The organism is Lacticaseibacillus suibinensis (genome assembly GCF_003946175.1).
GTDB lineage: Bacteria > Bacillota > Bacilli > Lactobacillales > Lactobacillaceae > Lacticaseibacillus > Lacticaseibacillus suibinensis.
Genome location: NZ_RHOK01000032.1, coordinates 1 through 15,682 on the forward strand (window position 1 = coordinate 1; position 15,682 = coordinate 15,682).

At 54.4% G+C, this 15,682-nt stretch carries 14 protein-coding genes; 12 read left to right on the forward strand and 2 right to left on the reverse strand.

The genetic code is table 11. The features are described 5' to 3' along the window. Nucleotides 1-217: 217 nt before the first annotated feature. Both EKM90_RS11700 and EKM90_RS11705 read left to right on the forward strand, forming a co-directional pair. Nucleotides 218-1,558, forward strand: a complete 1,341-nt coding sequence (locus EKM90_RS11700) for an Nramp family divalent metal transporter (protein ID WP_125582880.1) — start codon at nt 218-220, stop codon at nt 1,556-1,558. Between the two features lie 106 nt (nt 1,559-1,664). Next, nucleotides 1,665-2,012 (forward strand): hypothetical protein, encoded by a 348-nt coding sequence (locus tag EKM90_RS11705; protein WP_125582858.1) that lies wholly within the window; start codon nt 1,665-1,667, stop codon nt 2,010-2,012. Nucleotides 2,013-2,061: 49 nt separating this feature from the next. On the opposite strand, the gene EKM90_RS11710 is transcribed toward EKM90_RS11705, so the two are convergent. Beyond that, nucleotides 2,062-3,387, reverse strand: coding sequence for a C1 family peptidase (locus tag EKM90_RS11710; RefSeq protein WP_225422861.1), 1,326 nt, complete (start codon nt 3,385-3,387; stop codon nt 2,062-2,064). A 295-nt stretch (nt 3,388-3,682) separates the two neighbouring features. Here EKM90_RS11710 and EKM90_RS11715 point away from each other — a divergent pair, with 295 nt between their 5' ends. From EKM90_RS11715 to holA, 9 genes are all read left to right on the forward strand, one after another. Beyond that, on the forward strand, nt 3,683-4,852 hold the full coding sequence (locus tag EKM90_RS11715; protein WP_125582885.1) for an FtsW/RodA/SpoVE family cell cycle protein: 1,170 nt from the start codon (nt 3,683-3,685) through the stop codon (nt 4,850-4,852). Next, a complete protein-coding gene (locus tag EKM90_RS11720; RefSeq protein WP_125582860.1) occupies nt 4,845-8,282 on the forward strand; it encodes a pyruvate carboxylase in 3,438 nt (1,145 codons plus the stop codon). Before EKM90_RS11715 ends, EKM90_RS11720 begins: the two co-directional genes overlap by 8 nt. 27 nt (nt 8,283-8,309) lie before the next feature. Further along, nucleotides 8,310-8,618, forward strand: coding sequence for a YlbG family protein (locus EKM90_RS11725; protein WP_125582862.1), 309 nt, complete (start codon nt 8,310-8,312; stop codon nt 8,616-8,618). After that, on the forward strand, nt 8,605-9,162 hold the full coding sequence (gene rsmD, locus EKM90_RS11730) for a 16S rRNA (guanine(966)-N(2))-methyltransferase RsmD (protein ID WP_125582864.1): 558 nt from the start codon (nt 8,605-8,607) through the stop codon (nt 9,160-9,162). The genes EKM90_RS11725 and rsmD overlap by 14 nt, the downstream gene beginning before the upstream one ends. Nucleotides 9,163-9,165: 3 nt before the next feature. Continuing rightward, nucleotides 9,166-9,675, forward strand: a complete 510-nt coding sequence (coaD, locus tag EKM90_RS11735; protein ID WP_125582866.1) for a pantetheine-phosphate adenylyltransferase — start codon at nt 9,166-9,168, stop codon at nt 9,673-9,675. Further along, nucleotides 9,647-10,723 carry a SepM family pheromone-processing serine protease gene (locus EKM90_RS11740; RefSeq protein WP_164507977.1) on the forward strand — a complete coding sequence of 359 codons (1,077 nt, stop codon included), beginning with the start codon at nt 9,647-9,649 and terminating at the stop codon, nt 10,721-10,723. Before coaD ends, EKM90_RS11740 begins: the two co-directional genes overlap by 29 nt. 73 nt (nt 10,724-10,796) lie before the next feature. Further along, nucleotides 10,797-11,414 carry a helix-hairpin-helix domain-containing protein gene (locus EKM90_RS11745; RefSeq protein ID WP_125582870.1) on the forward strand — a complete coding sequence of 206 codons (618 nt, stop codon included), beginning with the start codon at nt 10,797-10,799 and terminating at the stop codon, nt 11,412-11,414. Then, a complete protein-coding gene (locus EKM90_RS11750; protein ID WP_125582872.1) occupies nt 11,411-13,582 on the forward strand; it encodes a DNA internalization-related competence protein ComEC/Rec2 in 2,172 nt (723 codons plus the stop codon). The genes EKM90_RS11745 and EKM90_RS11750 overlap by 4 nt, the downstream gene beginning before the upstream one ends. Continuing rightward, the gene (gene holA / locus EKM90_RS11755; protein ID WP_125582874.1) at nt 13,579-14,619 is read left to right on the forward strand and encodes a DNA polymerase III subunit delta; all 1,041 of its coding nucleotides are present in this window, start codon (nt 13,579-13,581) and stop codon (nt 14,617-14,619) included. Before EKM90_RS11750 ends, holA begins: the two co-directional genes overlap by 4 nt. Before the next feature lie 101 nt (nt 14,620-14,720). On the opposite strand, the gene rpsT is transcribed toward holA, so the two are convergent. Then, nucleotides 14,721-14,975 carry a 30S ribosomal protein S20 gene (rpsT, locus tag EKM90_RS11760; protein WP_125582876.1) on the reverse strand — a complete coding sequence of 85 codons (255 nt, stop codon included), beginning with the start codon at nt 14,973-14,975 and terminating at the stop codon, nt 14,721-14,723. 248 nt (nt 14,976-15,223) lie between these two features. Here rpsT and rpsO point away from each other — a divergent pair, with 248 nt between their 5' ends. Then, nucleotides 15,224-15,493 carry a 30S ribosomal protein S15 gene (gene rpsO / locus EKM90_RS11765; protein WP_125582878.1) on the forward strand — a complete coding sequence of 90 codons (270 nt, stop codon included), beginning with the start codon at nt 15,224-15,226 and terminating at the stop codon, nt 15,491-15,493. Nucleotides 15,494-15,682: the final 189 nt, after the last annotated feature.

The window sequence follows — 15,682 nt, forward strand, 5'->3', positions numbered from 1 at the left end:
AGAGAACAAGCTGAGTCTTATTCACCTTGGAATCAGTATCTGAAGCCATCAAAACAAGAGATTGCTTGAACAACGAAGGGGCGTAATCTGAGAATGCGGATTACGCCCCTTCTTAGTTTGCCAGGCGGTCGGTTATTGGGTGCTTACGAAACAATGAATAAGTGTGGTACTTGGAGGTGGGAAGATGGCCAAGCCATCCCGGAAAGACAAACAGGTGATGTTTGCCGAGGAAACGCCAGGGAGTAAAAGCCTTGACGAAATCAACGGTAGTATCGCCGTACCCAAGGACGCCGGCTTTTGGCGGACGCTCTTTACTTATACTGGCCCTGGCATTTTAATCGCTGTGGGTTACATGGATCCAGGGAACTGGATCACCTCAATTGCTGGGGGCGCGCAGTTCAAGTACACGCTGCTCACCGTTGTTTTGATTTCTAGTTTAACCGCGATGCTATTGCAGGCGATGGCGGCACGATTGGGGATCGTCACTGGCAAAGACCTGGCCCAACTAACCCGCGAACGCACGGGCAAAAAAACTGGCATTGTGCTGTGGATCATTACCGAACTGGCAATCATGGCAACCGATGTCGCGGAAATCATCGGCTCCGGGATTGCGCTGGAACTTTTGTTTAAGATTCCGCTGATTGTTGGTATCTTGATCACCGCCGCTGATGTTTTGATTTTACTGGTGCTGATGCGGCTGGGCTTCCGGAAAATCGAAGCGATTGTAGCGGTGCTGGTGGCCGTGATTTTGCTGGTGTTCTCCTATGAGGTGCTACTCTCCAACCCGAGCGTCGGTGATATTCTCCGCGGCTATATCCCCAGCCCGACGATTTTAACCAACCGTTCGGAACTTTACCTGGCTTTGGGGATTGTGGGGGCCACGGTGATGCCGCATGACCTGTACCTGGGTTCTTCAATTTCGCAGACCCGCGCTGTGGATCGCAAGGACCGCGCCGCGGTCAAAAAGGCGATTCGGTTCACGACAATCGATTCCAACATTCAGCTGACCATTGCGTTTGTCGTCAACAGTTTGCTCCTGATTTTAGGGGCGGCGCTGTTCTTCGGCACGAATTCTGACTTAGGGCGCTTCGTGGATCTGTTCAATGCCTTGCAGGATCGGCAGGTAGTGGGGGCCATTGCCAGTCCGGTACTGTCGATGTTGTTCGCCGTTGCGCTGTTGTCTTCCGGGCAAAGTTCCACCATCACCGGCACTTTGGCCGGCCAGATTATCATGGAAGGTTTTATCCGCCTGAAGATGCCACTGTGGGCGCAGCGCCTGTTGACGCGGTTGTTATCGGTAACGCCGGTGCTGATTTTTGCCATTATCTTCAAAGGCGATGAGGCCAAAATTGAAGGCTTATTGACCTTCTCGCAGGTCTTCCTCAGCGTGGCCTTACCGTTCGCGGTGATTCCGCTGGTGCTTTACACTTCAAACCGGGATCTGATGGGCGAGTTCGCCAACCGCGCGTGGGTTAAATACACCGCCTGGTTGATTACCATCGTGCTGATCATCTTGAATATTTGGCTGATTTTACAAACCTTTGGGCTGACCGCCTAAGCCGATGAAGCTGCTGTGATGGCAGCTTTTTTGGTCGGCTGTGAAGGCTTTTTGCTTGCGCTCGCGCCGCGCAGTCTTTAAAGTGCAGGGCAAAGGGGGAGAGCAGATGTTAGATGTGAAGGATAGTTTGGCCAATTTAACTTGGACCACCACGCACCATTTGGCGCACATTCAAAACCGGCATCCGTTTATGCGGCGCTGGGCCGTCCAGTTTGAACTGGCGTACACCGATTTTCGGGTGATCCAGATTGCCTTGCAGCTGGAAGGCCATCACCACGAGCTGCTGGCAGATTTTGCCCAAACTTATGAGGCCATTCACCGGTATGAGTTTGCCTTTGCCGGCGAAGGGTTAGAAGGGTTTGATCAGCAATATGGTGATCAGTTGCCGGATTATGCCGCCCAAGTCGATCATTTCGAAGACCTAGTGGCCCAAATTCGCGATTTGCAAGCATAGGAAAACGCCTTAGCCAGTGCGGCTGAGGCGTTTCGTTGTATGCATCAGGTTAGTTCAATTCATCCCAGGCTGCCAGCGCAATCGGTGTGGTTTGGGTGGCAGCCAAAATCTTTTCGCTGAGTAAATCCTTGCGAATGGCGACTTCATAAGCATACTTTTCAAACCAATCCTGGTCCGCCACGTAATAGCCGTCGTTGCCGCGCTCTTTCCCCCAGGAGTTTTCGACTTTCCAGCGGGTTGGCTGGCCGTTGTCGAGATTGACTCCGGTTAAGGTCATGGCGTGAGTGACGGCAGCTTCGCGGGTCGCAAAACGATCGGCCAGCGGCATGGTAACGTCAAACCCAAACAAGGTGGAATGGTCATACAAGCCGCCGGTCAAGGTGCCAGTATCGCGATCCACGTCTTGGCCGACATCATTGCCGAACCACACCGCGGCGCCGGCTTGGAGCTGGCTAATGGCCATTGCCTGCAGGTCTTCGCGGGGGACGTTGACGAAAATAATCGGGCGCCCGCCAACCACGGTGTTTTGACTTGGCAGGGTGTAAGCCTGATAGTACTGCTTGGTGGGCCGCGGATCAGCGACTAACAGCACAAACTGGCTTAAATCCCAGCCCACGTACTTCTCATAGAAAGTCTTGGGCGTCAGGCCGCGGTCTTCGTGGAAATTGTTCTTGTCATCGCGGTAGCTAAAGTCGAAGCTTGCCGGTGGATTACCGTAGGCATAAGCGACGACGCGATAGATTTCAGAAAGCTGCTGTTGTTTCAAAGCGCGCAAGGCGTCATCGTCCTGACCAGCCTGAGCCGCTTTTTGAATGGCGGCGGCCGCTTGGCGTAGCTTCAAGTTCAACACTGAATTGACTTCATTGGTTTTGGAACTGTTGTAGGTTTCAGGCATCACCGACTTCGGCACGATGCCATACTTTTCAATCAAGGCAGGGGCGTTGTCGAATTGGCCGCCATCGCCATCGGGCTGCTTGAGCAATTCCGCCAAGGTCCGGTCCTCAGTGGGAGAGGCGGTTTTCAGTTCAATGACGTGTTCCAAAAACAAGTTGGCTTTTTCAATGCGGTCGTAGAAAGCCAGAAACGCTTGGGAGAATTCCAGATCCTTCAAGCCGAGCTTCTCGCCGGCAAAATGGCGCATGGTGTTCAACTCAGAAAACAGCCAGCAGCGGCCGGACTGTTTTTGGTTTGTGACCGCACCGGTGCTTAACTCTAGCGAAAATGCCGGTTTAATGGCCTTATCATTCAGTGGCCCGCGGGCCGCTTGGTCTGGACCCACGTTCTGCGTGGCTTTACTCAAGGCTTTACTGGCGGAATCTTTAGCCAGGGCCGCTTGATAGCGGTCGATCTGTTCAAATGAAATCGGTTGTGCCAATCCAATCACTCCTCACAAAATTCAATAGCCCCAGTCTACCGCTTTTCTAGGAGCACGCCAATAAGGTGATGAGAGATTTATTAAAAACCTGCATCAGAATGACCCGAAAATTAATTGGACATGCCGCTGATTGTTTAGCGAAACAATGGTAAAACGGCGGAGTATCTTGATAATGTTCGGCTTTTATTCTAATTTTTTTGGTGGCAACTGCTTGCGGGCCTGGTAAAACCGGCTTGGCGAGGCGGGGTATATGCTATAATAGTCACAACTTTGCCGCGAAAGGGCGATTTCGGTGCTGAAGAAACTGCATTTTCTCGATTACTACATCCTAGTGCCTTATTTGGTGCTGTGTGCCATCGGCGTCGTGATGGTCTATTCAGCCAGTGCTTACTGGATTCAAACCCAGTATCACATGGCGGATTACAGCTACATGGTCAAGCAGTTGGTGTTTGTGCTGCTAGGGCTGCTGTTAACGTGCTTTTTCTACTACTTTAAATTGTCGGTGCTGCGGCATCCGCGCGTGCAACTGGTGATGTGGGTCGTGCTGTTTGCCATGCTCATTTACCTGCTGGCCTTTGGGAAAAGCGTTAACGGCGCTGCGGCCTGGATCCCACTCGGGCCAATCCACTTGCAACCGACTGAATTTGCCAAGTTAGGCATCGTCATCTACCTGGCCTATATGTTTACCCAGCGCCAAGAAATCATGCGCCGGCCTGATTTCTCAGTGAAACAACTGAGTAAACCGCTCATTCTGGTGGGCGTTTGTATCATGTTGGTCGTGCTGGAACCGGATGTTGGGGGGATGGCCATTTTAGCCGGCATTACGCTGGTGATGTTGGCCGCTAGTGGGATTTCGTTGCGCTACGGGGTGACCGGCGCTGGCGTGTTGGCGGCGTTAATTGCGGCTTTGTACTGGGTGTTGGCCAATGTGCAGCTGCCGGGATGGCTGACCAAATATTATCAAGTGAAGCGGTTGGAAGCGGCGGTCCATCCCTTTGCCCAAAGCAAGCACGCCGGCCTGCAGGTGGTCAACTCCCTGCTCGCCATCAACCATGGCGGTTTTTGGGGCGTGGGGTTAGGCAATGGGACGCAAAAGCTCGGTTACTTACCCGAACCGCAAACCGATTTTATCTTGGCCGTGATTGCTGAGGAACTCGGGCTAGTGGGGGTCATCGTGGTACTGGGGCTGATTTTCTTTATGATCATGCGCTTTTACCTGATTGGTATCCGCACCAAAAATACCTATTATTCCCTGCTCGCTTATGGGATCGCGACCATGATGCTGATTCAAACCTTGTTCAATGTCGGAGCGGTGAGTGGCGTGCTGCCAGTTACCGGGGTCACGCTCCCGTTCGTGTCTTATGGCGGCTCCAGTCTGTTGGTCTTAGCCATCTGTGTGGGCATTATGCTGAATATTTCCGCCAGTGAAAAGCAACTTAGGGAAAGGACGTTGACGCATGCGTAAGGTGTTAGTGGCAAACCGCGGCGAAATTGCAGTGCGGATTTTTCGCGCCAGTGAAGAACTCGGCCTGAAAACAGTGGGGATTTTTGCCAAGGAAGATGAATTGAACATTCATCGGTTCAAGGCGCAAGAAAGCTACCAAGTTGGCGCCGGCGAAGGCCCGATTGCGGCTTATCTCGACATGGAGGATATCATTCGCATTGCCAAAATCAGTGGTGCCGATGCCATTCATCCCGGCTATGGTCTGCTGTCAGAAAATGCGACTTTTGCCCGCAAAGTCGAAGCGGCTGGTCTTACCTTCGTCGGCCCGCGGCCTGAGCTGCTGGAGATGTTTGGCGATAAAGTGGCGGCCAAAAAAGCCGCGGTCGCTGCTGGGCTGCAAACTATTCCTGGGATGACCACCCCGACCCGGGATTTTGCCGATATCTTAGCCTTCACCCAAGAGCATGGTTTTCCCATTATGCTTAAAGCAGCCAGTGGTGGCGGCGGCAAAGGGATGCGGATTGTGCATACCGAAGCCGAGCTGAAGCAGGTCTATCAAAATGCCGTGAACGAAGCGGTGTCGAGTTTTGGCGACGACCGCATGTATGTGGAGCGTTACTTGAAAGATGCCAAACATATTGAAGTGCAAATTTTAGGCGATCACTATGGCAACATGCTGCACCTGTTCGAGCGGGACTGCTCGGTGCAGCGCCGCAACCAAAAGGTGATTGAAATTGCGCCGGCAGTTGGACTGGCGCCGGCTTTGCGGGCAGCCATTTGCGATGCGGCGGTGCAGCTGATGGCCAGTGTGCACTATGACAATGCCGCGACGGTGGAATTCTTGGTGGAAGGCGACAAGTTCTACTTCATTGAGGTCAACCCGCGGGTGCAAGTGGAGCACACCATCACCGAACTGATCACCGATGTCGATATTGTGCAATCTCAGCTGCGTATTGCGGCCGGGGAAGATATGTTCAAGGATATCGGTTTGCCCCACCAGGCTGATCTGACGTACCGCGGCGCCGCCATTCAGTGCCGCATCACGACGGAAGATCCCACTAACCACTTCATGCCCGATACCGGCACCATCACGACGTATCGCTCCCCAGGGGGCAATGGTGTGCGGCTGGATGTCGGCAACGCTTATGCCGGGGCCGTCATCAGCCCATTTTATGATTCGCTGCTGGTGAAAACTTCGGTCCATTCCGGTACTTACCTAGGCGCTGTGGCGAAAATGCAACGCGCATTGAGCGAATTCCGCATTAGCGGGGTCAAAACGAACCTCGCCTTTCTGCTCAATGTCTTGGAAAGCGCGCCGTTCCGGAGCGGCGCCGCTACCACCACCTTTATCGATGACACACCAAGCTTGTTTAAACTGCGGCCGGTGGAAAGCCGCACCGTTCAGCTGATGACCTATATCGGTAACACCACGGTGAATGGCTTCCCTGGGGTGCATCAACACTCACAAAAGCTACTGGCAGATTTTGATTATCAATCTCGGTTTCCGGCCACCACGCCGGCGACTGACTTGGTAGCGCTGTTGCACGATGGCGGGCCGGCGGCGGTGACCGCCTGGGTCAGTGCCCAAAAGCGCGTGCTTCTCACCGATACCACGCTCCGGGACGGCCATCAAAGCTTATTTGCGACGCGCATGCGGACCCGGGATATGGTGCGCATCGCGCCAGACTTAGGCAATGCGCTGCCGAACCTGTTCTCCGCAGAAATGTGGGGTGGCGCCACTTTTGATGTGGCTTACCGCTTCTTAACAGAAGATCCCTGGATCCGCCTTGATCAGCTGCGTGAGCTGATGCCCCATACGTTGCTGCAAATGCTGTTCCGAGGCAGTAACGCGGTGGGCTACCAGAATTACCCGGATAATGTTATCAAAAAGTTCATCGAAACCGCCGCTGCCCACGGCATCGACGTCTTCCGCATTTTTGACTCCCTGAATTGGGTGCCACAATTGACCCATTCGATTGATGCGGTCAAAACCACCGGCAAGTTGGCAGAAGGGACCATGTGCTACACCGGCGATATTCTGGCTAGCACGCACCCGAAATATAGCCTTCAGTATTATGTTGATCTGGCAAAAGCACTGGTCAACGCCGGCGCCGACATCTTGGCCATCAAGGATATGGCGGGGCTGCTCAAACCGCAAGCCGCTTATGAACTGGTCGCCGCCTTGAAAGACGCCGTGAGCGTGCCGATTCACCTGCACACCCATGACACCACTGGTAATGGCATTGCCACCTATGGTCAAGCCATTGCCGCCGGGGTCGATATTGTCGATGTGGCGCAATCCGCCTTTTCTGGCACCACCAGCCAGCCGAGCATGGAAAGTCTGTATTATGCCTTGGCGAATGACCCGCGGCAACCTGACCTTGATGTGAAAGCCGCCGAAAAACTGAACCAGTATTTCGAACAAGTGCGGCCGTACTATGCCGACTTTGCCAATGGCGTCACTGGTCCGCTAACGGATATTTACACGGTACAGATGCCAGGCGGCCAGTACAGCAACCTGCAGCAGCAGGCGCAGAGCATGGATCTGAACGATTTTGAAGCCGTGAAGGCCATGTATGCTCAGGTCAATGAGCTGTTCGGCGACATTGTCAAAGTCACCCCGTCCTCTAAAGTCGTCGGGGATATGGCCTTGTTCATGTTGCAAAACCAGTTGACCCCGCAGGATGTGTTGGACCATGGTGAAACCATGGACTTCCCGGCTTCAGTGGTCGACTTCTTCAAAGGTGACCTCGGCCAACCCGTTGGCGGTTTCCCTAAGCAACTGCAAGCAAAGATTCTGAAAGGGCAAAAGCCGCTCACTGAACGGCCTGGCGCTCTGGCCGCGCCTGTGGACTTTGAAGCGGTGCGCAGCCGCATCAGCAAAGGCACGGTGGCCTCGGATGCGCAAGTTCTGAGCGCGATTTTGTACCCAGAGGTTTACGATCAGTATGTCCAAAATCGGGAGCAATATGGTCCCGTCACGGCGCTGGATAGTCAAACCTACTTCCAAGGGATGCGCACCGGGGAACGGATTGCCATTGATATTCGCCCAGGCCTGCAGGTCATCGTTCAACTTGATGCCATTTCCGAGCCAGACGCCAGCGGCAAACGCACGCTGTATTTCACGGTGAACGGCCAAAAGCGGGAAGTCCAAATTCAGGACGATCACGTTCAACATCAAGCCAGCGCCTTGCGCATGGCTGAGCCAACGGATCCAGAGCAAATTGGTGCGCCAATGGGGGGCCGCCTGCTCAGCGTTGAAGTGGCGGTGGGTGATCAAGTGACGCAAGGCGACCCGCTGTTTGTGACCGAAGCGATGAAGATGGAAACCACTGTGCACGCACCGTTCACTGGTACCGTCAAGCACTTGTACGCTGCGGCAGGCGAGATGATTGAAACCGGCGAACTACTGGCTAAGTTGAAGCAAACCGCGCCGGCGGCATTGGATTAAGTCATTAATAAAAAAGGAGGCGAGCAGATGTTCACAATCACCCCGCGTCAAGGGCTGGTGGTTTGGGTCTACTCACTCAAGCAAAGTAAAGCGCTCCGGCATTATGGCACCATCATCTACACGTCCAAGCGCATGAAATATGTTTATCTGTATCTTGACCAGGCAGATCTGACTGAAACCATGGCTAAGCTGAAGAAATTACGCTTCGTTAAAGGTGTCAGTCCTTCCCAGAAACCATTTTTGGCGACTGAGTACAGCGGCGAAACCAGCCTGGCTGCGCTAGAAGACGATGAGGACGACGACGCCCCCACGGAGGCCAACCATGCGCGTGATTAGTGGCGCTTTTCGTGGCCGGCGGTTGGTGGCCGTGGCCGGCAATGCCACCCGGCCCACTGCCGATAAAGTCAAAGAATCCATGTTCAACATGCTCGGCCCATACTTTGATGGAGGCCAGGCTTTGGACTTGTATGCCGGGACTGGCGCGTTGGGCATTGAAGCAGTGTCGCGCGGCATGACGCACGCCACCTTGGTCGATAAGGCTTATCCGGCGATCAAAGTCATCCAGCAAAATGTGGCCTTGACGCAGGCTGAGGACCAATTCACCGTGTTGAAGGCCCCAGTTGAACGCGCGCTGGCCAGCTTGGCGGCGGCGCACCAGCAGTTCGACTTGGTGATGGCTGATCCGCCTTATGCCAAGCAAGCTGCTTTGACTCAGCTCCAGGAGCTGGTTGACCTGAACCTGGTCAAGCCAGGCGGGTTGGTCATGTTTGAGACTGGCATGGATGTGGTTTACCCCGCAGCCATCGCCGGTTTCACCATTCTGCGCCGGCAAACTTATGGCGTGGCGCAAGTTTTAATTTTGCAGCGAAATGAGGTGTAAGCCGTGACGACAATCGCATTATTTCCAGGGAGTTTTGATCCCTTTACGAATGGTCACTTGAACTTGGTCACGCGGGCAGCGGGCTTGTTTGATCAGGTGATTGTGGCGGTGATGACCAATACCAGTAAAAAGCCGCTTTTTACCGGTGAAGAAAAACTGGCTTTAATCACCGCGGCGACACAAAGTCTGCCCAATGTTACGGTTACGGCAGCGCCGCGGCTTTTGACGGTGGCTTATGCCCAGCAGCTCGGCGCCACGGTATTGGTGCGCGGCGTGCGTGATGCCAAAGATTTTAGCTACGAAACGGATATCGCGGACATGAACCAGACCTTGGCCCCGGCGGTGGAAACCGTGCTGCTACTGGCAGACAAGCAGTATCGGTACCTGTCTTCCAGCCTGATTAAGGAAGTGGCGCAATTTGGCGGTGATGTCAGCAGCTTGCTGCCAAGCAACGTGAATGCCGCCTTGAAACAAAAGCTGGCAGGTGATGGCCATGAAACGCAGCCGCAATAAACGCCGGCTTTGGCTCTGGCTGGGGAGCCTGGCGGCAGTTCTGCTGGCTTTGGGATTGGTGTTTTTCCCGACCAACTATTACGCGGAAGTACCAGGCTCAGCCGAATCGTTGAAACCTTATGCCAAAGTTGCCGGCCGTCCGGATACAGCTAAAGGGAGTTATATGTTGACCACGGTGGGTATCGTGGGCCCGGCGTCGCCTGCAGTTTTGCTCTGGGCTAAGCTGCAGCCGTACTCGGAGATTTTGTCCAAGCGGGAGTTGATGGGCGATGATGACTCAGCTGAGTACAATTTGCTCCAAAAGTTGTACATTGAAAGCGCGGCTAATGGCGCGATTGAAGCAGCCTTCAAAACTGCCGGGCAGCCGGCGACCTTAAATCACCTCGGCATTTATGTGATGTCGATTTTGGCCGGGTCGCCGTTCAAAGGCCAGCTTAAACTGGGCGACACCATCACCGCCTTGGATGGCAAGCACTATGGCTCTGCCGATGCCTATGTCAAAGCCATTAGCGCCCGCAAAGTGGGGAGCCGCTTGACCTTGACGTACCTGCGCAAAGGCAAACAGCACCAGGCCAGTGGCAAACTGATGCGGCTGCCCGGCACGCATAAGGCCGGCATCGGCATTACCCTGACGGAACATACCACCTTGACCACTAAACCGAAAGTCACGATCGATGCTGGCGAGATTGGCGGCCCCAGTGCGGGCCTGATGTTTGCCGTGCAGGTCTACACGCAACTCACTGGCCAAAATCTTCGGCATGGTCAAAAAATTGCCGGCACCGGCACCATCGATGGCCAGGGCGAGGTGGGTCAAATTGGCGGCATCGATAAGAAGGTTTATATGGCGGATAAGGAAGGCGCCAAGGTGTTCTTCGCGCCTGACCAACCGGCGACTAAAGCCCTCTTGAAAGCTGATCCAAGCTACGAAAACAATTATGCCGTGGCCAAACGCACGGCCAAAGCGCTCAAAACCAAGATGAAAATTGTCCCGGTCAAAACGTTAAAGGACGCTTTGACCTATCTGCAGGCTGATTTGAGTCAACCGTAGTTTCACGCCGCGCCGCTTTCTTTCGGGAGAGCGGCGCTTTGCGTTTGCGAAATCTCTTCTTGGAGGTGAGCAAATGACAACGGCGAAAGCGTGGCTGCAGGAATACTGGTATGTGCCACTGGTGGTGCTGGGGTTAGGTGGCTTTTTTTGGTGGCAAAGTCGCCAGCCAGTGGCGATTGAACCGGTGCCAGCGGCTAGTAGTATCAGCGTCAGCAGCGCGACGGCTAGCAGTATGAGTAGTGAGCCCCCGAAAAGCGGTTTTGTGCATATTAAAGGCGCCGTCAACAAGCCGGGGTTGTATCCGGTGACTGGCACCACGCGCTGGCAGGCCGTGGTGGAAGCCGCTGGGGGTCTCACGGCAGATGCCGATGTGACGGCGATTAATTTAGCCAAAATTGCTGTTGATCAAGAAAGTCTCTATATTCCGGTTCAAGGCGAAGCAGCGCCGGCTGCCACTGGGGCGGGGCCCGCGAGTCCCGCCGCGAGCAGCACAGCATTGGTTAATCTGAACACCGCCAGCGAAGCTGAATTACAAACCCTTAGTGGCATTGGCCCGGCCAAGGCGGCGGATATTATTGCCTACCGGGAAACCAGCGGCGGCTTCAAAAGCGTTGAAGATTTGATGAATGTCAGTGGCATTGGCGAAAAAACCTATGAGCGTTTGGCCCCCTTGGTCACCGTGGGTCCATGAATCGGCGGGGGATCTTTTGGCTGACCAGTTTTCTGGCTGGGCTGTTGCTGATGATTGGGCCGGCGTTTGTAGGTTTACTGTTGCTGGCCTGGACCGGGTTTAAGGCATATCAGCTCACCCGCTGGCCGCTGGTTGTTTGTTTTGCCTGTGGGTTAGTGTGGGGTCAGCGCACGGCCAATTTAACCGCGGCGCCGCCGAAGCCCAGCGGTGTGGCCACGGTGATGCCCACGGCTTGGACGGTCAACGCTGGCTTAGCTTATTACACCGGGCGCGCCGGTAATGTGCCGATTAGCGGCAGGGTCACGGTGGATGAGAACCAAGCGGCGCTGTTAGCTAACCTCACGCTGCCGGCAGAGGTGACTTGGACCGGTGAGTTAACCCGGCTGAGCGGGGCGCGTAATTTATTCGAGTTTGACTACGCCACTTACGCTTGGCAACAGCAGGAGTTGGCCTGGCAAAGCCCCAAGCAAGCACTACAGATTACCATTCGCCAGCCGCGCGGGATCATTGAATGGCTGTATCACTTGCGCGCAAGTGTGATGCAACGCTTAAAGCAGCTACGCCCGCGTACGCAGGCCTATGCGAAAGGCTTGCTCCTAGGGGTGGTAGATTCAGATTTTGATGAGCAACGCGAAACTTTTGTGACCTTGGGCATTTTTCATTTATTCTCAGTTTCTGGACTGCACCTGTATGCGTTGATCGGCGCGCTATACTGGCTCACTGACCGTCTGCGCTTACCCAAGGAAGGGGTGGATTGGGCACTACTAGGGCTACTGCCAACGCTGCTGGTTTTGATTCCGCCAGCGGCCGGGATTATGCGGGCGGTCTGGTTGCGGATCGTGGCCATGCTGAACCGGCGCTTTAAGTGGCAGCTATCAGGGCTGGATGGCTTCAGTCTGGTGCTGGGGCTCAACTTGTTGGTTCAGCCCTATGTGCTGCATACCATGGGTGGCCAGCTCACCTATTTGCTGTGCTTGGGCTTGATTTTGCTACCAGCCAGCCGCTGGGGGCTGACTTGGCGACTGGTGCTCCTGAGTACGCCAGTGGTGCTGGCGCATACTTATCGCTTTCACCTGCTGGCGGCGGGGTTCAGTTATTTTTTAATGCCACTGTTTGAAATGGGGCTGATGCCAGTGCTGGTGATGATGGTCCTGTGGCCCCAGTTACCTGGCGGGACGCTGGTTGAAACGACCATCAAAGCGCTGGAGGCTGGGCTCACGCAACTGGCGCGCTTGCCTGGCGAGGTGATTTTTGGGGCCGTGCCATGGGCTTGGGCTTTGGCCGGCGTGACGGTGATTCTGGTGGGGCTGGCCACGCACCACTGGTGGCCGCTGGTGAGCTGGGCAGTGTTGGCTTGGTTGGTGGTGAATATCCATCCGGAGACGCGGGTGACCATGTTCGACGTGGGTCAAGGTGATGCCATTTTGATTGAGGCGCCATTTAAACAAGGCACCATTCTGATTGATACCGGCGGTCGGGGCTTTGGCACGGTGCGTAATCCCCCGGCGAAGCGGGCCATTGTCAATTACCTGCACGCGCGGGGGATTGATCACCTGGACCTGCTCGTGTTGACGCACGCAGACGCCGATCATGTCGGGGATGCCGGCCTGCTCACGCAGCTGATGCCAGTGCGAACAATGGTGACCACGCCGCTGGCGGCTGATCATGCCTACATGCAGGCGGCGATGGCCGGGCAAGTCACCCAGCAGCGCACAGTTTTGGCCGGCCAAACCATCACCCAAGGGCCGCTGCAGCTGCAGGTCGTGGCGCCAAGCGATGCTACAGCCACCGAGAAAAACGCGGACTCGATTGTGCTGTATGGTAAGATAGGAGACGGCAATTGGCTTTTCACTGGCGATGCCGATGCTGGGGTGGAAACGCGTGAACTGATGCCACAAGCGCTTGCGGTTGACTATCTGAAGGTGGGGCACCATGGCTCGAAAACTTCGAGTGATCCTGCGTTCATCGCGCAAATCGCCCCGCAATTAGCTCTGATTTCAGCCGGGGTGGCTAATCGCTACGGCCACCCGAATGCGGAGACGTTAACCACCTTCGCCAATGCGCAAGTGGCTTGGCTGAATACGGCCAGTAGTGGCATGATTTGGCTAGACTTCACGGCTAACAGCCACACCGTGCATCAATTTTTGTTGGAGGGACAGTCGCAATGACCGTACAGGAACTGATTCAACAACTTAAAACTGGTAACCTGCCGCGGTTAGTGCTACTGATGGGGACCGAGCAGATTTTGCTCGATCAAGCGTTGACCGCTCTGAAGCAGGTGATCCCACCTGATCAACAAACCATGAATCTCGCCGCTTATGACATGCGACAAACCGAAGTGGGCGTGGCGCTGGATGATGCCACTTCGCCACCGTTTTTTGGTGACTGGCGTGAAGTCATCATCACCGATCCGTATTTCTTAACCGGGGAAAATTCTAAGACGAACCTGAATCAAGACTTGGATGGGCTGACGACTTATTTTCAGCACCCCGTGGATTCAACCTTGATGGTGATTGTTGCCGCCTATGAGAAGCTGGATGCCCGCAAAAACGTGGTGAAGGCGCTGAAAAAAGCGGCGCTGGTGGTGGACGTGGCGCCGCTGGATGCCCGGGCAGCGCAACAGGCCGTGAAACGGGCCTTAGCTAAGCAACAAATTGACGTTGCGCCAGCTGCCCTAGAGGCTTTTGCTCAGCGCACCGGGGGCGATTACACCGCGATGATGCATGAGTTGCCGAAACTGAAGCTCTATGCTGGCGGCGGCACCAGTTTGGATGTGGCCGCCATTGACCAGCTCGTGCCCAAGCAGCTGACGGATCGGGTGTTTGACCTGGTGGATGCGGTGGTGCGCAAGCAGCCAGACCGCGCTTTAAAACTGTATCGCGACCTGCTACTGCAAAAAGAAGAACCGATTGCGCTAAACGCATTGATGGTCGGCCAATTTCGCCTGCTACTGCAAGTGAAAATTCTGGCCGCCAAAGGCTACAGCCAAGGCAACATTCAGCAGACCTTAAAAGTGCATCCTTTCCGCATCAAAAAGGCGCTCCAGGAAAGCCGGCCGGTGCCACTGACCACGCTGGCCCGCGCCTACAAGGGCCTGGTGGAAACTGAAACGGCGATGAAAACCGGGCGCGTGGATAAGGCACTGGCCTTTGAACTATTTGTTTTGCAATACACGAGCAATCAGCCCATCACCGTGGGGCAATAGCCGCTAGCTAACTGCTAGCGGTTTTTGATTCAGAAAACAAAAAGCGCCTCGGCAGTAGCCGAAGCGCAAAAATAAAAAAACCTGCCACTGGCAGGTTTTGCTTACTTGTTCAAAAGTGCAGCAAGACGGCTCTTGTCGCGGCCAGCCTTGTTCTTGTGGATCAGGTGCTTTGATGCAGCCATGTCCAAGGCGCGAGTAGCTTCCTTGTACAAGTCCTGCGCGTTGTCAGCGCCGGCGGCAGCAGCGGCACGGAACTTCTTCACGGTTGTACGCATATCGCTCTTTTGCGAGATGTTACGTTGGCGAGAAGCTTCTTGCGTCTTAACGCGCTTGATTGCTTGTTTGATTTGTGGCATGAATTTCACCTCCGGGCTGAGATTTGTAATGCGAATTATTGTTTCAACAGATAGCATTATACCGAAGGCCCAGCTGCAATGCAATAAAAACTTGTAAAGGAAAAATCCTTGATAGCGGTGAAAAAACTTGCATCTAAGCCTTGCGTACGGTAAAGTAATTGGGTGATTTGAACCTGATACTTAGCTTAGCGGTTCACCGCGCTTCCCTCAGTTTCAGGCAATTATGAAAACGAAAGGTGGAATTTTCCATGGCAATCACAAAAGAACAAAAAGATGCGATCATCAAGCAATACGCCCGCAAAGACGGCGACACTGGCTCACCAGAAGTCCAGATTGCGCTGCTCACTGCTGACATCAAGAACTTGACCGATCACATGTCCAAGCACAAGAAGGACTATCACTCCTACGTGGGTGAAATGAAGAAGATCGGCCAACGCCGTAACTTGCTTCGCTACCTTCGCAACAAGGACATTAACCGCTACCGTGAACTGATCCAAAGCCTCGGCCTGCGTCGTTAATTTCAATTTGCAAAATCAAACACATCGCTGCGGCGGTGTGTTTTTTATTATAGAGGCTTTAGCCGGGCTCGCGCGGGGACGCGCGAGGCTCAAAACCACCCGCTATGCGGGTGGAGTCAAACTGGTTATACGAAAAACTCTCCTTGTCGATTAGAATATGGATGTTCAAGGCCATACTACTTAATCGAA